At 67.8% G+C, this 18,874-nt stretch carries 17 protein-coding genes; 11 read left to right on the forward strand and 6 right to left on the reverse strand.

Annotated features, from left to right (window positions below; genetic code table 11):
• On the reverse strand, positions 1 to 612 hold a 612-nt coding region (locus AC5RUH_RS00005; protein WP_494127558.1), incomplete at its 3' end, for an MFS transporter.
• Positions 613 to 862: 250 nt separating this feature from the next.
• Between AC5RUH_RS00005 and hpaH the strand changes: the two genes are divergently transcribed.
• The 5 genes from hpaH (at position 863) to AC5RUH_RS00030 (ending at position 4,741) form a co-directional block, all read left to right on the forward strand.
• The gene (hpaH, locus tag AC5RUH_RS00010) at positions 863 to 1,648 is read left to right on the forward strand and encodes a 2-oxo-hept-4-ene-1,7-dioate hydratase (protein WP_494127559.1); all 786 of its coding nucleotides are present in this window, start codon (positions 863 to 865) and stop codon (positions 1,646 to 1,648) included.
• Entirely contained in the window at positions 1,633 to 2,451 is an 819-nt protein-coding gene (locus AC5RUH_RS00015; RefSeq protein ID WP_494127560.1) for an HpcH/HpaI aldolase family protein, read from the forward strand. Before hpaH ends, AC5RUH_RS00015 begins: the two co-directional genes overlap by 16 nt.
• A 131-nt stretch (positions 2,452 to 2,582) precedes the next feature.
• Positions 2,583 to 2,795 carry a hypervirulence associated TUDOR domain-containing protein gene (locus AC5RUH_RS00020; RefSeq protein WP_494127561.1) on the forward strand — a complete coding sequence of 71 codons (213 nt, stop codon included), beginning with the start codon at positions 2,583 to 2,585 and terminating at the stop codon, positions 2,793 to 2,795.
• A 79-nt stretch (positions 2,796 to 2,874) separates the two neighbouring features.
• Entirely contained in the window at positions 2,875 to 3,942 is a 1,068-nt protein-coding gene (locus AC5RUH_RS00025; RefSeq protein WP_494127562.1) for an alcohol dehydrogenase catalytic domain-containing protein, read from the forward strand.
• A 46-nt stretch (positions 3,943 to 3,988) separates the two neighbouring features.
• Positions 3,989 to 4,741: an ArsR/SmtB family transcription factor gene (locus AC5RUH_RS00030; protein WP_494000846.1), complete on the forward strand. Its 753-nt coding sequence runs from the start codon at positions 3,989 to 3,991 to the stop codon at positions 4,739 to 4,741.
• A 173-nt stretch (positions 4,742 to 4,914) separates the two neighbouring features.
• On the opposite strand, the gene gap is transcribed toward AC5RUH_RS00030, so the two are convergent.
• Positions 4,915 to 5,934, reverse strand: a complete 1,020-nt coding sequence (gap, locus tag AC5RUH_RS00035; RefSeq protein ID WP_494024229.1) for a type I glyceraldehyde-3-phosphate dehydrogenase — start codon at positions 5,932 to 5,934, stop codon at positions 4,915 to 4,917.
• Between the two features lie 82 nt (positions 5,935 to 6,016).
• On the opposite strand from gap, the gene AC5RUH_RS00040 reads away from it, so the two are divergent.
• Positions 6,017 to 7,228, forward strand: coding sequence for an ROK family protein (locus AC5RUH_RS00040; RefSeq protein ID WP_494024228.1), 1,212 nt, complete (start codon positions 6,017 to 6,019; stop codon positions 7,226 to 7,228).
• A gap of 65 nt (positions 7,229 to 7,293) precedes the next feature.
• On the opposite strand, the gene AC5RUH_RS00045 is transcribed toward AC5RUH_RS00040, so the two are convergent.
• Positions 7,294 to 8,241: a D-2-hydroxyacid dehydrogenase family protein gene (locus AC5RUH_RS00045; RefSeq protein ID WP_494127563.1), complete on the reverse strand. Its 948-nt coding sequence runs from the start codon at positions 8,239 to 8,241 to the stop codon at positions 7,294 to 7,296.
• A 184-nt stretch (positions 8,242 to 8,425) separates the two neighbouring features.
• A complete protein-coding gene (locus AC5RUH_RS00050) occupies positions 8,426 to 8,968 on the reverse strand; it encodes a YceI family protein (protein ID WP_494000850.1) in 543 nt (180 codons plus the stop codon).
• A gap of 257 nt (positions 8,969 to 9,225) precedes the next feature.
• On the opposite strand from AC5RUH_RS00050, the gene AC5RUH_RS00055 reads away from it, so the two are divergent.
• From AC5RUH_RS00055 to AC5RUH_RS00075, 5 genes are all read left to right on the forward strand, one after another.
• Positions 9,226 to 10,797, forward strand: a complete 1,572-nt coding sequence (locus AC5RUH_RS00055) for a molybdopterin-dependent oxidoreductase (RefSeq protein WP_494127564.1) — start codon at positions 9,226 to 9,228, stop codon at positions 10,795 to 10,797.
• A 212-nt stretch (positions 10,798 to 11,009) separates the two neighbouring features.
• On the forward strand, positions 11,010 to 11,645 hold the full coding sequence (locus tag AC5RUH_RS00060) for a uracil-DNA glycosylase family protein (RefSeq protein ID WP_494001311.1): 636 nt from the start codon (positions 11,010 to 11,012) through the stop codon (positions 11,643 to 11,645).
• A 133-nt stretch (positions 11,646 to 11,778) separates the two neighbouring features.
• Complete coding sequence (locus AC5RUH_RS00065) at positions 11,779 to 12,528, forward strand: ZIP family metal transporter (RefSeq protein WP_494013734.1); 750 nt, start codon at positions 11,779 to 11,781, stop codon at positions 12,526 to 12,528.
• Positions 12,529 to 12,845: 317 nt separating this feature from the next.
• The gene (locus tag AC5RUH_RS00070; RefSeq protein WP_494127565.1) at positions 12,846 to 14,711 is read left to right on the forward strand and encodes an APC family permease; all 1,866 of its coding nucleotides are present in this window, start codon (positions 12,846 to 12,848) and stop codon (positions 14,709 to 14,711) included.
• A 294-nt stretch (positions 14,712 to 15,005) separates the two neighbouring features.
• A complete protein-coding gene (locus AC5RUH_RS00075) occupies positions 15,006 to 15,461 on the forward strand; it encodes a hypothetical protein (RefSeq protein ID WP_494127566.1) in 456 nt (151 codons plus the stop codon).
• Here the strand turns inward: AC5RUH_RS00075 and AC5RUH_RS00080 are convergent.
• Both AC5RUH_RS00080 and AC5RUH_RS00085 read right to left on the reverse strand, forming a co-directional pair.
• On the reverse strand, positions 15,366 to 16,943 hold the full coding sequence (locus AC5RUH_RS00080) for a dynamin family protein (protein ID WP_494127567.1): 1,578 nt from the start codon (positions 16,941 to 16,943) through the stop codon (positions 15,366 to 15,368). The two genes, AC5RUH_RS00075 and AC5RUH_RS00080, sit on opposite strands and share 96 nt — an antisense overlap.
• A complete protein-coding gene (locus AC5RUH_RS00085; RefSeq protein ID WP_494127568.1) occupies positions 16,940 to 18,769 on the reverse strand; it encodes a dynamin family protein in 1,830 nt (609 codons plus the stop codon). The genes AC5RUH_RS00080 and AC5RUH_RS00085 overlap by 4 nt, the downstream gene beginning before the upstream one ends.
• Positions 18,770 to 18,874: the final 105 nt, after the last annotated feature.

Here is an 18,874-nt window from a genome sequence, read left to right on the forward strand (position 1 = left end):
AGCCCGCCCGCCGGCGTCGTCCATCCGGCGCTTGCGGCGGTCCCGTGCCGCCTGCACCGCCCACGGGATGAGCACCACGGCGCTGACCGAGGCCCAGAGCGCGATCGATGTCCGCCAGCCCGCGGCGTCCGCCACCGGGACCGCCAGCTGCGGGCTCATCGCGGTGCTGACCGCCAGCAGGGTCACATAGCCCGCGGTCACCACGCCCACCCGGTCCGGGAAGTATTTCCGGACCAGCGGCGGCAGCACGACGTTGCCGATTCCGTACCCCGCCATCACCACCGCGCTCAGGGAAAGGAACGGCCACACGCCGTCGACGGCGGCGCGGCCTAACTGGCCGGCGACCGCCAGCAGCACGGCGGCCACCAGCACCTTTTCCAGCCCGAGCCAGCGGATCAGCGCCGGGGTGCCCAGGCCGGCGGCGGCGAACACCAGCGGCGGCAGCATCGCCAACACGCCGATGCTGGTGGCGTCGAAGCCGAGTTCGGGGCCAAGCCGGCCCAGCAGCGGACCGACGGCGGAGACCGCGGCGCGCAGGCTCAGCGCCATCAGCAGGATGCCCAGCAGCGCGCCGATCCGCCCGGTCCACGGCCTGCGGAGGAAGTAGTTCACCCGCCTACCCTAGCCGCGGCCCGCCCGCTTACCCCGCCGGATACGGTTCGCGGCGCAACAGTCGGGCCGGATGACGGCAGTTCCTGCCCGCGGTCGCCGTCCTTGTCCGCTCCCCCTGTAACCAACTTCCGGGCGGTGACAGGCGCCGCCGTAAGATGGTGCTGGCGCCCTTCCCGTGCGGCGCCGCGGACTGCCGAACGCCCGCCCCGGGCGGCTGCGGCCTGCGAAGAACTAGGAAGTGGTGCCAAGGATGCTTGACCCGTCAACGATCGAGTCCATCGCCGACGAGCTGGTGGAAGCCGGCCGGACACGGACGCCGGTGAAACGGCTGACCGCCCGCTACCCGGAGATGACCATTGAGGACTCCTACAAGGTGCAGAACCTGTGGCGCGAGCGCAGCGAGGCCGCCGGCCGTACGCTGGCGGGCCGGAAGATCGGCCTGACGTCCAAGGCCATGCAGTACGCCACCGGCATCAGCGAGCCGGACTACGGGATCATCTTCGATGACATGATCCTGGAGAACGGCTGCACGGTGAGGTGGGACCAGTACACCCACCCGCGCATCGAAGTGGAACTGGCCTTCGTGCTCAACCGCGACGTCAAGGGCCCCAACGCCACCATTTTCGACGTTTTGAACGCCACCGAGTACGTGGTTCCCGCGCTTGAGATCCTGGACTCGCGGATCGAGATGGAGGGCCGCACCATCGTTGACACCATCTCCGACAACGCCGCCATGGGCGCCATGGTGATCGGCGGCAACCCGGTCCGCCCGCAGGACGTGGACCTGCGCTGGATTTCCGCCATCCTGTACAAGAACCAGACCGTGGAGGAGACCGGCGTCGCCGCCGGCGTGCTCAACCATCCGGCCGCCGGCGTCTACTGGCTGGCCAACAAGATTGCCCCGCACGGCGACCACCTCAAGGCCGGTGAAACCATCCTCGCCGGCTCGTTCACCCGACCCATGTGGGTACACAAGGGGGACACCGTCTTCGCCGACTACGGGCAGTTGGGAACCATCACGTGTCGTTTCGAGTAGAGCCCGACCCGTCCTTCAAGGACGCCCTGTCCACCGCCGACCGGCCGCTGGCCGGCATCTGGGTCTGCTCCGGCTCGCCCCTGGTGGCCGAACTCTGCGCCGGGGCCGGCTTCGACTGGATCTTCATCGACGCCGAACACTCCCCCAACGGGCTGGAGTCTGTGCTGGCGCAGTTGCAGGCCGTGCGCGGCTACCCCGGCATTCCCGTGGTTCGCCCGCCCGTCAACGACACCGTGCTGATCAAGCAGTACCTGGACCTGGGCGCGCAGTCACTGATCATTCCGATGGTGCACACGGCCGGACAGGCCCGCGCCGCCGTCGCGGCCACCCGCTACCCGCCGGCCGGCGTGCGCGGCGTCGGTTCCGCGCTGGCCCGCTCGGCCCGCTGGAACCGCATCCCGGACTATCTCACCCGCGCGGAGGAGACGCTCACGGTCATTGTCCAGATCGAGTCCGCCGAGGCCGTGGAGAACGCCGCGGAGATTGCCGCGGTGGACGGCGTGGACGGCGTGTTCATCGGCCCGTCCGACCTGGCCGCCTCGATGGGCGTGATTGGCCAGCAGGAGCACCCGGACGTGGTCGGCGGCGTGGAGAAGGCGCTGAAGGCCGCCAAGGCGGCCGGCAAGTTCGTGGGGGTCAACGCCTTCGCCGAAGCCTCCGCCCGCCGCTACATGGAGTGGGGCGCCGATTTCGTCGGCGTCGGCGCCGACGTGGCGCTGCTGGCCCGCGGCTCCGAGGCCCTGGCGGCCAAGTACATCCCCTCCAACGGGGACGGCACGGCCGGCACCCCGGCCAGCTACTGATCCTCTGCAGAACGACGGCGGCGCTTGGGCGGGCTTCGCAGCCCACCTAAAGCGCCGCCGTCCTACGCGCTGAGGTGCAGCAACTGCTGGTTGGGGAAGCGTCCTTCGGCTAAAAATGCTAAGACTTGAGCATGGCTGCTTCATTCAAGGTTGGGGATAGAGTGCGCTGGAATTCAGAGGCCGGCGAAATCCACGGCAGAGTCACCAAGATCCACACCAAGGACTTTGAATTCCGGGGCCGCACGAGGCGCTGCTCCGAGGATGAGCCACAGTACGAAGTCCAGAGCGACAAGACGGACCACGCGGCTGTCCACAAGGGCTCGGCGCTGCGCAAAACGGACTAACCGGCGACGCCGCCAAAGGCTCTCAGGGCTGGGACTCCACGGCCGTTTGAGGCTCCACAGAAGTTCGAGGAAACAAGACGTGGCAACTGTCTCCAGCAATCTTTCCGGCCGGCAACCGACCGTTCGGGCGCTGGCGCGGATTTCCCACACGCACGGGGGCGTCGGGCTGATCGACCACCTGCTGCGGGCGCCGACAGCGGACGAGGTGGAACTGCGGGTCAGCCTCTGCGGGCTGTGCGGCTCGGACGTTATCGTCTACCGTGCCGACGCGGCAGCGGCGCCGGTTCCGCTGGGCATGGTGCTCGGGCACGAGTCGGTCGGCACGGTGGTCCGCACCGGGCTGCTGGTTCCCGAATGGCTCGCGCCGGGCACCCGGGTAGTGCCCATTTCCACCGTGGGCTGCGGCGACTGCGAGGCGTGCCGGGCGGACCAGCCGCATCTTTGCGCCGAGCGCTCCGGTCTGGGGCTGACCCAGCATGGCCAAGCCACTTCACGGGCTCTCGTTCCGTGGCGCAATCTGGTGCCGGTGCCGGAGTCGGTTCCGGACACCACGGCAGTTCTAGCAGAGCCCGCGTCCATCGCCTGGCGCGCGGTCTCTACTGTCGCCCGCATCCAGCCCGGCGAGCGCGTGGCAGTCTCGACCACCCGCAGCATCGGCCTGCTCGCCGGCCTGATGGCGCAGCGCGCCGGCGCTGAGGTGACGATGATTGGCCGTGAAGGTCCCGGCCACGCGGCTCGGGTTGAGTTGGCCCAAGGCCTTGGCTTGGGCAGCACGACCGAGCAGCAACCCAACACCTACGATGTGTGGATTGAAGCGACCGGTGCTGGTATCAACCTGGCACGTGCCGTTCAGGAACTGCGGCCCTTGGGCCGCCTGGTCATGGTGGCGATGTACGCCACCGGGACCGCCCCTGCGCCCGTGGTCCGGACCAGCAAGAACCTTGCGGTCCTGAATAGCTTCATCTCCACACGGCCGGATTTCGAGCAGGCCCTGGCGTTCCTTGCCACCAGTCCGGATTTGGGCGAGCGCCTCATTACGACCTACCCCATGGGCCGGGCCGTCGAAGCGCTGCGGCTGACAGCCGAAGCCAGCACCGACGCCATCGGGCGGCCGCTGGTCAAAGCGGTCCTCATCCCCGATGCCTGAGCGGGCTCTCTCGACATGTGACTAAACAGTCACCTATTATGGGCGCATGGATGCCGTGTTCAAGGCCCTGGCGGATCCCACCCGGCGCGGGCTGCTGGACGAACTGTTCCGCGAGGACGGGCAGACCCTCACCGCACTCGAAGCGCGGTTCGGCATCACGCGCTTCGGCGTCATGAAGCACCTGAAGCAACTGGAAGAGGCCGGCCTGGTGGTGACCCGCCGCCGCGGCCGGGAGAAACTGCACTTCCTGAATCCGGTGCCCATCCGGCTCATCCACGACCGCTGGGTAAGCAAGTATGCACAACCATGGGCCGCTGCCCTCAGCGACCTCAAATCCCGATTGGAAAGTCCCATGGAGAAAATCTTCGAGATCTATATCCGCACCACCCCGGAACAGCTCTGGGAAGCCATCACGGACAGCGAGACCAGAAGCAAGTACCAGTTCGGCAACCGGATCGAGACGGACTGGACGCCAGGGTCCGGGTACGCGGTGACCAACCCGCGGGCCGATGCGCCGCTGAGCGAAGGCGAGAACCTGGAAGTCGATCCGCCGCGCCGGCTGGTCCAGACGATGCGCGCACTGTGGGGCGAGGACGTCGCGGCCGAAGGCACGTCCCGGGTGACGTGGGAGATCGAACAGGTGGAGGACTCCTGCCGCCTCACCGTGACGCACGATCAGCTGCGCGAGGGGGCCAACGAGCAGGTGTACGGCGGCTGGCCGATGGTCCTGTCCGGCCTCAAGACGTGGCTGGAGACCGGCGAGAAACTCACCACACCCGGCTCGCTGATGTACACCTGATACCGGCTAGAGAGCACTTCGGACATCAGAGCGCCCCGGAAGTTCTGGCTGGCCGGCGCTCTCACCCCCCTAGTCCCATCAAAGAATCAGCAGGCGCCCTTTTCACGACTGGAAAGGGCGCCTGCTGAATAGTCAGTCCGGAGTCAGTGTCCGGGAGCGGGATCGGAGCGGAATCAGGAGAGCTTGGACGCCACCAGCGAGGTCAGGTCCACCAGGCGGTTGGAGTAGCCCCATTCGTTGTCGTACCAGCCCACGACCTTGACCTGGTTGCCCATGACCTTTGTGAGGCCGGAGTCGAAGATGGCCGAGGCCGGGTCGGTGACAATATCCGAGGAGACGATGGGGTCCTCGGTGTAGGTCAGGATGCCAGCCAGGCGGGGATCCGCGGCTGCCGCCTTGAACGCGTCGTTGACTTCCTCCACCGTTACCTCGCGGCCGACCGTGACGGTGAGGTCCGTGGCGGAACCGGTGGGGACCGGCACGCGGATGGCGAAGCCGTCCAGCCGGCCCTTGAGCTCGGGCAGCACTTGCCCGATCGCCTTCGCTGCCCCGGTCGAGGTGGGAACCATGTTGATCGCGGCGGCCCGGGCCCGGCGCAGGTCGCGGTGCGGCCCGTCCTGCAGATTCTGATCCGCGGTGTAGGCGTGGATGGTGGTCATCAGGCCCTGCTCGATCCCGAAGTTCTCGTGCAGCACCTTCGCCAGCGGGGCCAGGCAGTTGGTGGTGCAGGAGGCGTTGGAGACGAGGTGGTGGGCGCCGTCGTCGTACTCGCCGTCGTTGACGCCCATTACAACGCTGAGCACATCGCCCTTCGCGGGAGCGGAAATGAGGACCTTGCGGGCGCCGGCGACCAAATGCTTTTCGGCATCCGTGGAGCTGGTGAAGCGCCCGGTGGACTCGATCACGATGTCTACGCCGAGCTCGCGCCAAGGGAGGTTTCCGGGGTCGCGCTCGGCCAGCACCTTGATGGTCCGTCCGTCGACCACCAGGTCGCCGTCGGCAACCTTGACGTCCGCGCCCAGCCGGCCGACCACGGAGTCGTACTTGAGCAGGTGCGCCAGGGTTTCCGGCGAGCCGAGGTCATTGATCGCCACGATCTCGAGGTCTGCACCGATCTTGCCCTGCGCCATGGCCGCCCGGAAGTAGTTGCGGCCAATGCGCCCGAAACCGTTGATGCCAATCCGTACTGCCATGGGAACTCCTTTTATTTAGCCTCTAAATTTATGTTCCATTATTATTATCCTGATACTGCCGGACGAGGTCAAGGGGATCGATGTGAGCACCACCGCCACCACTCCGCAGGTCCTGCGGCTGACCAACCTGAAAGCCGTCCTGTCGGTGATGCGCGAGAACGGCGCAGTGACCGGGAGCGACCTGATCGAGGCGACCGGGCTGACGCGTGCCACGGTCATCGCGGTCTGCGACGACCTGGTGTCCCGGGGCTGGGCCCGCGAGGTGGCCGGCGAACGCGTGCTCGGCACGGCGAAGGGCAGGCCCGCCCGGCGGTTCCAGTTCAACCCCGGGGCGGGCTGCGTGCTGGGACTGGACGTCGGCATGGCCACCGCCACCGTGCTGGTGGCGGACCTGAACGGCCTGGTGCTGGCCCGCATCTCAGAGCGGTTCGAGAAGCCGCCGGCTCCGGCGGACTCGCGCCGCTCCACGATTAAGCGGGCAGTAGCCGCCGCCCTGGCCGAGGCCGGACTGCCGCCGGAATCGGTGCTGGCGACGGCCATCGGGGTGTCCACCGTCGTCGATCGCCACGGCAACGTGGCACCCGGACATGAACTTTCCGAGCACTTCGACATTGGCCTGCAGACCGAGGTCTTTGCCCGCTACGGCTGGCCGGTGCTGCTGGAGAACGACGCGAACCTGGCGGCCCTGGCGGAGCGCTGGAGCGGCGCCGGCAAGGGCGTCGACGACTTGGCCGTCATGCTGGCCGGCGAGCGGCTGGGCACCGGCCTGATCGAATCGGGCCGGCTGCTGCACGGCTGCAACGGCGGCGCCGGCGAAGTGGGCACCCTGGAACTGGTGGACGGGGTGGGCAGCCAGGACGGCATCGCGCGGCTGGCCCGCTACTGGGGCAACGAGGCCCTGGCCTCCGGCAGGCCCACCTTGATCCGCGAACTGGTGGGGCCGGGCACCACGCGCGTGTCGGCCCGTTTCGTCTTCGAGGCCGCGGCCCGGGGAGACGCGGTGGCACAGGAAATCCTGGAGCGCATCGGCCAACGGATGGCCCGCGTGGTCGCGATACTGGGCACCTTCCTCAACCCGGAACTCGTGGTGATCGGCGGTGCGGTGGCCGCCTCGGCGTCGGCCCTGCTGCCCACCATCAACCGGGAACTCCCCAAGCTCACCGCGACGCCGCCGCGGGTGGCGGTCTCCGGGTTCGGCGATGCGATTGTGGCCACCGGAGCCGTGCGGCTGGCCCTGGATTACGTGGAGGAGCACGCCATGGAACTTGTCCCGGCCGGCATGGCGGCGAGCTAGGGGCGATTCGTAGGAGACTTCCCCCAAGCTGGCGGAAACGACGGCCTCCCGCGTGCCGCCGCCGGTCAGGTGAGGACGTTTATGGGCGCGCCGTCGAGGTAGGCCAGGATGTCCTCGAGCATCTGCGTGTACCCCCGCCTGTGGGCCTCCTCGGTGACGAAGCCGACGTGCGGGCTGAGGATCAGGTTAGGCACGTCGAGCAGCGGGCTGTCCTGCGGCAGCGGCTCCACGTCGTAGACGTCGAGCGCGGCGCCGGCGATCCGCCGTCCCGCCAGCGCAGCCACCAAGGCGTCCTCGTCCACCAGCGGTCCGCGCGAGGTGTTGACCAGCCGGCCGCCGGAACCCAGGAGGTCCAGCTCGGCGGCGCCGACAATCCCGCGGGTGGACTCCGCCAGCCTCAGGTGGACGCTGACGATGTCCGAGCGCCGGAACAGATCCTGCTTGGACACCCACTCCGCCCCGTGGCCGGCGGCGCGTTCCCGGGTCAGGTGCGGGCTCCACGCCAGTACGTCCATCCCGAACGCCTGCGCGTAGCGGGCCATCAGCTGCCCCAGCCTGCCCAGGCCCAGCAGCCCGAGGGTGGACCCGGCCAGGTCGACCCCCATCCGGGCCTGCCAGATCCCGGCCCGCACATCCCTGTCGTTCTGCGGGATTTCCCGGGCCACAGCCATCACCAGCGCCCAGGCCAGCTCGGCCGGAGCCTGCGTCGTTTTCTGTGTCCCGCACACGGTCACCCCGCGGGCGCGCGCGGCGTCCAGGTCGATCGATGCGTTGTGCATGCCGGTAGTGGTCACCAACTCCAAGCCGGGCAGCAGGTCCATCAGTTCGGCGGTGATGGGTGTCCGCTCGCGCATGGTGACCACCACCTGCGACCCTTCCAAGCGCTCGGCGAGAACGCCGACGTCGTCACAATGGTCCGTGAAACGCTCGACGGCGGTGCCCGCCGGCAACTGCTCCCACTGGGCGCTGCCCAGTGCGACGTCCTGGTAGTCATCGAGGATGGCGATCTTCACGATGCCAGCGTATCCGCACAGGGCCCCCGGGAGAGCCGGGGAGCCCCTGCTTCGCGGGCGCGGTGCCGGGTGCTTTGAGCTGCGCAGCCGGGCAAGCTCCGGATCAGCGCAGTTACGCCCGGGCGTTAACGCAGCAGGCAGGGCCCGGAACGGATCCGGGCCCTGCCTTTGGGTGTCGCGTGGGTTAGTTGGCCGGCAGCACGAAGGCCGAGTCAACCGTGATGGTGACCTTGTCGCCCACCAGCACGCCGCCAGCTTCCAGGGCGGCGTTCCAGGTGATGCCGAATTCCTTGCGGGAGATCTGCGTGGTGGCAGAGAAGCCGGCGCGGGTGGCGCCGAACGGGTCAACCGCCATGCCGCCGAATTCGACGTCGAAGACCACCGGCTTGGTGGTGTCCTTGATGGTCAGCTCGCCGGCCAGCCGGAACTCTTCGGGAGTGCCTTCGACGCTGGTGGCCTTGAAGGTCATCTCCGGGTACTGCTCCACGTTGAAGAAGTCTTCACCCTTGACGTGGGCGTCGCGGTTGTCATCGTTGGAGTCGAACGAGGCGGTCTTCACGACGGCTTCGACGGAGGAAGTGGCCAGGCTGTCGCCGACCACGAGGGTGGCGTCGGCGTCGGTGAATTGGCCGCGCACCTTGCTGATGCCGGCGTGGCGGACGGAGAAGCCGACCTCGGTGTGGGACTGGTCGAGATTCCAGGTTCCGGGGGTGAGCTGTACGGCCATTTGGTGCCTCCTGGTTGAAGTTAGGATGTGAAGCCCGGGTGAACTTCATGCTTATGCATCTACCGTAGCAGCTGATAGTTGAAGCGTCAACTAATGGCCGGTGAACGGCAGGCAACATTGTTTCGCCCGGCGCGGGAGGCCGCCCTGCCAACACCCACGGTGGTTGTCCTGCGCCCTGCTTCGGGTAGATGATCGGAGCAGGGCACGATGCCACCCGTTCGGAGACATCCGGCCCGTCATCGAGCGAAGGACACGGCATGGCAGCACCGCCAGCCACGAAGGCCACGCTGACCGGGCGGTCGCCGGCCATGCTGGCGGGCGTCGCGTCCGCGGCCGCACTCTTTGGCACGGCTGAACTGGCGGCAGCTTTTTTCGGCCCGGCCGCCTCCCCCTTCGGCTCGGTGGGCGCCGCCGTCGTGGAACTCTCCCCGACCTGGCTGACCGAATTCGCCATTTCGACTTTCGGGACGGCGGACAAACTCGTGCTGTTCATTGCGATGGCGATCGTTGCGGTGCTGATCGCCGCCGCGGCCGGCCTGCTCGCAGCCCGGCGCTGGACCGCCGGCGCGCTGGTGGTGGTGATGCTCGCGGCGGGCATGGCGGCCTGCGTGCTCACCCGCGCCGGGGCTGTGCCGGCCGATGCCATTCCGACGGCGCTGGGAACCGCGGCTGGCCTGCTCTGCCTGCGCCGGCTGATCAGGCTCCTGCCCCGGCCCGCGCCCATGTCCGTGGGCGACGCGGCCATCATGCCGGAGGTTCCGGACCGCCGCCGCTTCCTGGCGAACGCCGCGGCGATGGCGGGTGTCGCCGTCGTCATGGAGATCGCGGCCGGCGCAGTTTCGGCGGCGCGGAACAGCGCACGGCAGGTGCGCCAGGCATTGGGGCTGCCGGTCCCCGCGCGGCCTGCCGGGCCATTGCCGGAGGATGTGCAGGCACCGGTGGACGGGGTGGTTCCCTTCGTAACCCCCAACGAGGAGTTCTATCGCATCGACACTGCGCTCATCGTCCCGTCGGTAGATCCGGGGCAATGGCAGCTGCGCGTTCACGGACTGGTTGAGGAAGAGTTCAGCATTAACTTTCAGGAGTTGCTAAAGGCCGACCTTGTGGAGAGCTACACCACGCTGACCTGCGTTTCGAATCAGGTGGGCGGGAACCTGGCCGGCAACGCCCGCTGGCTGGGGTATCCGCTGCGCGACTTGCTGGCGCGTGCACGCCCCCTGCCGGAGGCGGACATGGTCCTGTCCACCAGCGTCGACGGCTTCACTGCTTCGACCCCCTTGGAAGTGCTCACCGACGGGAGGGACGCGCTGCTCGCGGTCGGGATGAACGGGGAGCCCCTGCCGCTGCAGCACGGTTTCCCCGTGCGGATGGTGGTGCCGGGGTTGTACGGATACGTGTCCGCGACCAAGTGGGTGGTCGACCTGGAGCTCACGCGGTTTGCGGACAAGGCCGCCTACTGGACCACCCGCGGCTGGTCGGACCGCGGTCCGATCAAGACGGCCTCGAGAATCGAGGTGCCTCGGCCCGGAGCCCGCCTGCCGGCCGGGACCCTGGCCTTTGGGGGAACGGCCTGGGCCCAACACCGGGGCCTTTCAAAAGTCCAGGTGCAATTGGACGACGGCGACTGGGTGGACGCCCAACTGGCGGCGGAGGCTTCCGTGGACACCTGGCGCCAGTGGTACTCGGTGCAGGACGAGGTTCCGGCCGGGCCGCACCGGCTCCGGGTGCGTGCCTGGGAGGCGGACGGAACGCTGCAGACCGAGGCGGCGGCACCGCCTGCTCCGGACGGCGCCACCGGCTGGCACAGCGTTGATTTCACCGTTGCTTAACCGCCGGGTCATCTTCGTCACAGGACCCGCGCCCGATGCCCGGGATTCCGCCGCCGGTCTGCAGGAGGCGCCCAGCTTCGGTTGCTATGCTCAATAGCCGCCTCCCGTCGCCGCAGGCGGCTGCCCGTTCCCTCGGCGGCACCGCCGTCGTTCCCCGGCGCACCGATTTCCTACCGTTCACCTTCCCTTCCCTCCAGGAGACCCGCACCCCGATGACCAGCCCGGCAGTATCCGATCAGCACAAGGACCTCATGGACCGCAGGTACGACTCTGGCGTCGCCGACATTAACCGTCTCTGCGACGAACTGCGGGACCTGAAGCCGGGTACCGAGGTCCCTTACGTGGATCCGATCCACGACGCCGATGAATGCCGGATCGTCTCGCTCTACTCGAACATCGGGCACGCCTCGGACACGGGTTTCATCTGGCCGGGAGACCAGGAGGCAACGACGCGGATGCTCGGGCTGCAGTGGCAGCTCGGCCTTCGGCCCCAATACGTGATGCCGTGGAACGTGCATCCGTGGTTCACCCCGGGCGAGGCCAACGGCAAGCTCACCCCCGACCAGATCAACGCCGGCCTCAAGCCGCTGCTGAAGATGCTGACGCTGGTGCCGCGGGCCTCGGTGCTCGTGGCACACGGAACCGAAGCCCAGCGGCTCGCCGGCTTGCTGCTGAAGACCGAGAACCCGCTGCTCTGGCGGCGCGGCTTCAAGACCTACAAGGTTCGGGCGCTCAGCGGCCGGGCCTTCGCGGGTTCGCCTGCCCGCCAGCAGGAATGGCTGGACGCGATGCACGAAGCCTATGCCGACGCCATGGCGCGGACCGGATTGGGCCGGCCCGCCAAGTAGCACTGCGACCCGGCTCGCCGGGCACCGCCGGCGCCCGGCCGTCCATCCCTCCCATCCGGCTAAACAATCCCTCTCCCGCCATGGCGGCTGCGCCTTCCCGCGGCTAGCCTGAGCCTGGACGGGAGGAACAGCCATGCCGTTGTGGATGACCGCGTTTTCCGTAGGGGCGATGGGCGGTGCCGCGCTGGTGCTCGGCTGTGCCGTCGCTTGGAAATGGGACATTCCCGTCAAGGTTGTCTCGACGGTCATGGCCTTCGGCGCCGGCGTCCTTATTTCGGCGCTCGCCTTCGAACTGGTCGACGAAGCGGTAACGACCGGCGGGATCGGCGCGACCATCGGAGGTTTCCTCGTCGGCGCCTGTCTCTTCGTGGCAACGAACGCCCTGCTGGCCACAAAAGGGGCCAGGCACCGCAAACGGTCCGGCAATCAGCAGCCCGCCGAAGGAGATACCCCGGGCAGCGGCCTGGCGATCGCCGCCGGCGCCCTGCTGGACGGTATCCCTGAATCCCTCGTGCTGGGCCTCGGCCTCGTCGCCGGGGGAACAGTCAGCCCCGCAATGTTGGGAGCCGTGTTCATTTCCAACATCCCCGAAGGGCTCTCCAGCAGCGCCGGCATGAAGAAGGCCGGGCGGGGCGCGGGCTATGTTTTTGGCGTGTGGGGCACCATCGCCGTGCTCTCCGGAGCCAGCGCACTGGTCGGCTACCTTGCGCTGCAAGACGCACCGGAAGAGCTCGTGGCGTTCATCAACGCGCTGGCGGCGGGCGCCATCCTGGCCATGGTCGCCGACACCATGATCCCCGAGGCCTTCGAAGAGCATCACATCCTCACCGGCCTCACGGCAGCGCTCGGGTTCGTCACGGCCCTGGGCCTCGATGCGCTGTAACCCGGCCCCTGCGGCAATCCCCCGGCCACGCTGCCACCAGGACCAATCACGGTGAAAATCAGCAGGCCCGCCATTGCGGGGAACCGGATGCGGAATCCACAAAATTCTCTCGTTCCCGGTCAATGACGGATCTATACTGTGGGAGCGCCCTGCGACAGGGCCCCGGGCAACGGGGCCCGCCCGGCCGGGGCGACAGGAGAAAATCGGTGCGCTGGTCGCTCGAACATACGGTCCCGGCTGTTGTCCCGAGGCCGGCTCCCCCGCCGCCGCTTCGCCGCGCGCTTAGCCGCTGGCTGTTGATGGACAAAGTTCCGCCGGTGGGCCGCGAAAGCGCAGCGCGCGGGACGCCCCATCCCTGGTGGAAGGTCGTGTGCCTGACCGGCGTTGACTACTTCTCCACGCTCTCCTACCTGCCCGGAATTGCCCTGATCGCTGCGGGACCGCTGTCGCCGCTGGCAACGCTGCTCATTGTGGGGCTCACCTTGCTGGGAATGCTCCCGCTCTACCGGCGCGTGGCGGCGGAGAGCCCGCACGGGGAAGGCTCGGTGGCCATGCTCGACCGGCTCCTGCCGTTTTGGAAGGGGAAAGTTGTTATCCTCGTCCTGCTCGGTTTCGTTGCCACATCGTGGATCATCACCATCACACTCTCGGCCGCCGACGCAACGGTGCATTTGCTCGAGAATCCCTACTCTCCCGGCTTCTTGCAGGGCCACCCGGTTCCAGTCACCGTCGTGCTGCTGTTGGTCCTCGGGGGCATCTTCCTGATCGGATTCGGCGAGGCTGTAGCCATTGCCGTGCCCCTGGTGACCGCGTTTGTGATCCTGAATGCGGCCGTCATCATGGCCGGCCTGTCGCTCATCGCGCAGGACCCCGGCCGCATCAGCGACTGGGCGCAGGCCATGGCCGTTGCCAGCCCCGGCCCCGGCAACCTAACCTTGTCCCTGCTGCTGGCATTTCCTCTGCTGATCCTGGGCCTGTCTGGATTCGAGACCGGCGTGAGCATGATGCCGCTCGTGGCGTCCGAGGGGCACACTCCCGCACAACGCCTCGCCTCACGGGTCCGCAATACCCGGAAGATGCTGACGTGTGCTGCGGCTGTTATGAGCGGTTTCCTGATGGGCAGCAGCTTCGTGACGGCCGTCCTCATCCCGCCCGAGGCCTACGCCGCGGGTGGCCCCGCGGATGGCCGGGCCCTCTCCTATCTTGCGCACGCACTGCTCGGCGAGGGGTTCGGCACGATCTATGACGCGGCAACGGTCTTGATCCTGTGGTTCGCGGGAGCCTCGGCGATGGCCGGGCTGATCAACATCGTCCCGCGTTACCTGCCGCGCTTCGGAATGGCCCCCGAATGGACCAGTGCGATCCGGCCCGTCGTCCTGGTCTACACCGGGGTCAGCATCCTGCTCACCGTGAGTTTTGGGGCGGATGTCAACGCCCAGGCCGGAGCCTACGCCACAGGCATCCTGGCCATGATGGTGTCAGCGGCCGTCGCTGTCGCCGTCACGACTGCACGCCGCCACAAACGCCGCACCGCTGCCGGGTACGGCGCCCTCAGTTTGGTGCTGCTCTACGCACTGCTGGCCAACGTCCTGGAAAAACCCGACGGCATCGGCATCTGCGGGCTGTTCATCGTCGGCATGGTCGGCGTCTCGCTCGTCTCCCGCGTCGCCCGCACCATAGAACTCCGCGCCGAACGTATCGAATTCGACCAGACTGCCCGGCGGTTCATCAGCGATTCCTTGGACAACGACGGCTCGCTGAACATCATCGCCAAGCGCCGGCCCGGAAACCACGACGATTACAGTGCCAAGGAAGACGCGCAGCGGCACATGAATCCGGTCCCGGGGACGGCTGACGTCCTGTTCCTCGAAATCGACATCGTGGACCCTTCGGCCTTCGCCAAGGTGCTTCGCGTCCGCGGCATCGACGTCGGCGGGTACCGGGTGCTTCGTGCGGAAAGCCCCGCGGCCCCGAATGCTATTGCCGCCATCCTCCTGGCCGTGCGGGATGCAACGGGTGTTCGCCCCCATGCCTATTTCGAATGGTCTGAAGGCAATCCGCTCGGCCACCTCTTCCGCTATCTGCTCCTGGGAGAGGGAGACACGGCTCCCGTAGTGCGCGAAATCATCAGGCAGAATGAGCCTGACCCTGCCCACCGGCCCGGGATCCATGTGGGCGGATAGCGGCGGCGGAAGCCCGCCCTGACCGCTGAGATGCCGCACGCCGCCGTCGTCGTGGGCACGGCGGCCGGAGGGCGGTCACGCCCGGGCACGAGCATTGCGGTCGCTTTGGGTGGCGGCTAGATTATCTGCATGTCTCAGGAACCAGGGATGGGGGCGCCTGGAGCTCAGGGAACCGGGGGAATGTCCGGCGAACCGGAACGTCCCGCGCCACCGCGTCCGCAGATGTCCGACCTCACGCCGCCTCCGATCATCGGGACTTTGGTGCCGCCGCCTGCTGTCAAGAGGGTCCGCGCCTTGTGGATCCTCAGTTTTGTTTCGGGACTGATTGCGGGGATCTTCGCGTATTTCGCGCAGGAGGAGATCCTCAAGCACCTGCGCGGGCTCATCGACGGTTTGGAGCAGGGCGCCGACGAGGAGACCGTGGAAGCGCTCGCGGTCGTGGTTTTCTGGGGAACCCTGTGCGTGCTGGCGCTCGTCATGCTGATCGAGGCCGTGCTGCTGCGGGCCCTTATGCGCCGGCATGGCAAGGTGCGCTTCGTGCTGCTCGCCATGCTGTTCGTCCACGGGGCGGTGACCCTGCTGGCCGACGAATTCCTGGCCGCTCCCGGCGATCAGGAATTGGGCATCAGGATCATGCTGGTTCTGCAGCTGGTGCTAGCCGGCGCGGCGGTAATCGCCAGCGTCCTGAGCGGGGCCAACCAATGGTTCCGTGCCGAGCACCAGGGGCGGCGAGGCAGGCCGCCTGCCTGAAGCAGGCTGCATTCCGGCCAACAGTTCCTCGCAGCTGCGAATGACGGTCTGGCAGACCTCGGCGACGGCACGGCCGCGCAGCGGGTCGCCGGCCACGGCGTGCCAACGTCTCAGGCACGCCACGGCGTGCTCCCGCAGGACCTCGCCCGGGGCGTCACGCGGAAGCCCCAGGCGTTCGGGGGCCGAGACGCCTTCGCCGCCGATCATCCGTTCAGCTTCGGCGGCCAACTCCGGCTCCAGCGGCAGCCCGGTGGTGCGGGCGGCCGCCAGCAGACGCAGTTCACGGAAGGCGTGGGCGCTGGCGAGCAGCCGTTCCAAGCCGGCCGCGACTCCCGCGGCGCCCGGGCGGGGGTGGTCGTTCAGCAGCTTTTCGACGCCGACCAGGGCCGTCCGGGCTTTCAACTGTCCGGCCCGGGCTTGGAACTGCCCGGTCATCACGGTTAGCAATTCGTCCAGCCCGCTGCGGCGGGCCAGTTCGTGGGCCAGCGCGGTCGGCTCCGAGATGCCTCCACGGAGCAGCGCGGCTGCCAGCCGGAGCCCGAAGAGCCCGAACCTGTCCAGCAACTTGGCCCGCGCTTCCGGCGTGGCGGACAGCGGGCCTCCCGGACGGACGAAGCGGTCGGCGGACAGCAGGAGCAGCTCCCGTTCCCGCCTGTCCAAGGAAGCGAGCTCGGCGAGGACGGCGTATTCCGCCTGACGCAGGCTGCGCGCCGACTGGGCCAGGAGGCCGGCGATCGGCACTACCCCGAGGGCCAGTGAACGCAACGCGCCGTCACGGCGGTACCGCGCAGCGATGTCCCGGGCGGAGAGCATGGCGTCGATCCGGCCGGACCCAACCTCGTCCGCACGGGACAGTACCGCCAGCGCGTTGACGGTACCGCTCTGGCCGGCCGCGGTATCACGGAAGGACTCCAAGAAACCCAAATCGGACGCGTGCAGGTGCCGCAGCAGGTAGATGATCGCGTCGGCCTCCGAGGGCGCGTCGGCCGGCGTCAGGAAATCGGTGGAGCGGGCCGACACGTCCCGGGAGAGCGAGGCAATGCCCGGCGTGTCGATCAACGTCACGTCCCGCAGGGTTCGGGACGGCCAGTCCACCACGAGCCTGTCGACGTCCTCTGCCTGGACCCCGCCGAGCTCGAACACCAACCGGCCGTCGGTGCGCTTGGTCGGCAGGTCCCGGGGCGCTCCAGAACGCGGGTGCAGGGTAATCCGCGGAGTGTCGCCGAAGCGGTACCAGGTGACCACCCGGGTGCACTCTCCCGTGTCGGTCGGGGCAATCTCTTCGCCGATAATGGCGTTGAGCAGGGTTGACTTGCCCGCTTTGACCATGCCCGCAATGGCGATCCGCAGCGGCTCGTCGAGGCGGCGGGCATACTCCTCCAACACCTGACGCACGGCCGGTTCGTCGCGGTAGGCTGCAATCGCTTCCTGGACCAGCCCGCGCGCCGCTTCGACATCCGCTCCGGCTGCCGCGGTATTCATGCCTGTCCAGCCACTTGCGGTGCAGCGTCCAGCGCCAACGCCTGCTTGCGCAGCGACTCCACGAGCGCGAGGGACGCCTTAAGCTCCTTGATCCGCAGGTCGCGTTCCTGGTGGAACCGGCTTGCCGCCTTCTGTGCCGCCAGTACCGAATCCGCCAGCGAGCGATGGTGCTCTTCGGCCAGTTCGGTGAAGTGGTCGCGGGTGGCCCGCTGGACGATCCTGAGCCGGTCCTTGAGCTGCTTGCCAACCTGGAACACGACCTCATCGACTTGTTTCCGGACCAGGGCCTTGGCCTCCGATTGGCGGCGCTTCAACCGGGCTTCCTTGTCTTCGCGGTAGGCCTTGCCTCCCAGCAGCAGGCCGGCGCCGACCGAGATCGGGTTGATCAGCGCCATGCCCGCGATCCCGGTGAGGAGGCCGAACATCAACACACCGCCGTACGAACCCCGCATGCCAATCAGTATTTTCTGGACCGTTCCAAGGCGTCCTGCATCCAGATCCGGGATTTCCTCGACCGGGTCGAGCACGTTCTCCGTGGAATCGACCTGCAGCAACGGCAGGGTCACGTCGTCCTGGTTGAAGTGCTCGGCGACCTTTTCCGCCAGCCACAACGACCGTTCGTTCGTCCACACGAAGGTGTCGGAGACGGCCGCGGCCACACGCTGTTCCAGCCAGTGCACAAACTGTTCCCACTGCGGACCGGGATCCCCGGCATCAATGGACTGCTCGGCGTCCCGCAAAATGCTGCGCAGCCGGTCTCGCAAGTCGTATTCCATATCGGCGATGAGATCGCTCATGCCGTCATTGAGCGTGACCTGCCAGCGGGAAGAACGACGGCGGAGCTCGTCGGCGCGTTCCTTGGCCGTTTCCAGCTCGGCCAGCATCTCCGGGGTGCCGTCCGGATTCTCCAGCGCGCTCAGTTCGGACTTCAGCGACAGCCGCAGATGGTCCATGGCGGAAATCAGGTCCTGCGCCACGGACCGCCGCTGGAGCCGCTCGGTCTGGCCCAGGATCTTTTGCCGGAGGTAGGCCACCAGCTCCGGAAATCCCGATTCGGCGTTCAGTTCGCTGTCACGCATTTCGGCCGCCCGGAGGCGAAGTTCCGAGGAGACCGGAATCAGCGGCATGTCTGCCCCGATCCGCTTCAAATGGCCCCTGTCCAGTTCGGCCACGCGCCGCCATTGCGGGTACAAATCCGTCTTGGACAGGACGCCGGCCACATTGGGGCAAATCCGTTGCGCCTGCCGCAGGAACCGGATCTCCGGTTCGGTGAACTCCTGGGATGCGTCCGAGACCAACAGCACGGCGTCCGCCGTCGGCAGTGCTGTCAGCGTGGTGAGGGTATGGGCCGAGTCCAGTCCCCCGACCCCCGGCGAGTCCACCAGGGCGAGTCCGCCGTGCAGGACCTTCCGGGGCAGGGAGACTTCCGCGGCTGCCAGCCGGCGCTCGTTGCCCGGATTCCCCCGTTCCGAGACGTGCTCGGCGAGCTCGTCCAAGGCGACCGGGAGACGCTCCAGTTCAACGTCCCCGTCGCCGGAGTCGGCGCGTTCCTTCGGAACCAGGATCACGGCTGAGGCAGGCTCCCCGTGCTTGACCACCGTCGGCACCGAGGTGGCGACGTCGTCGTCGATGGGACAAACCGGCGCATTTACCAGGGCGTTAATGAGCTGGCTTTTGCCCTGCTTGAATTCACCGACGACGATCACCCGGGTGGCCGGATCCTGCAATCGCTTGCGGGTCTGTTCCAGGCGCCGCTGCAAGTCTGCGCGCTCACCCTTCTTGGCCAATTCCTGGCCCTGATCCACCAGCTTGACGAGCTCGACCACCGTATCCCCTTTTGACTTCCGGCCCCGCGGCCGGACCGTGACACTGTCCAGCAGGAGGTCCCCCGGCCTCCTGCTGGACAGCTGATCTGTCGTGATTCAGTTATC

This window comes from Arthrobacter sp. Y3223166 (assembly GCF_059090935.1).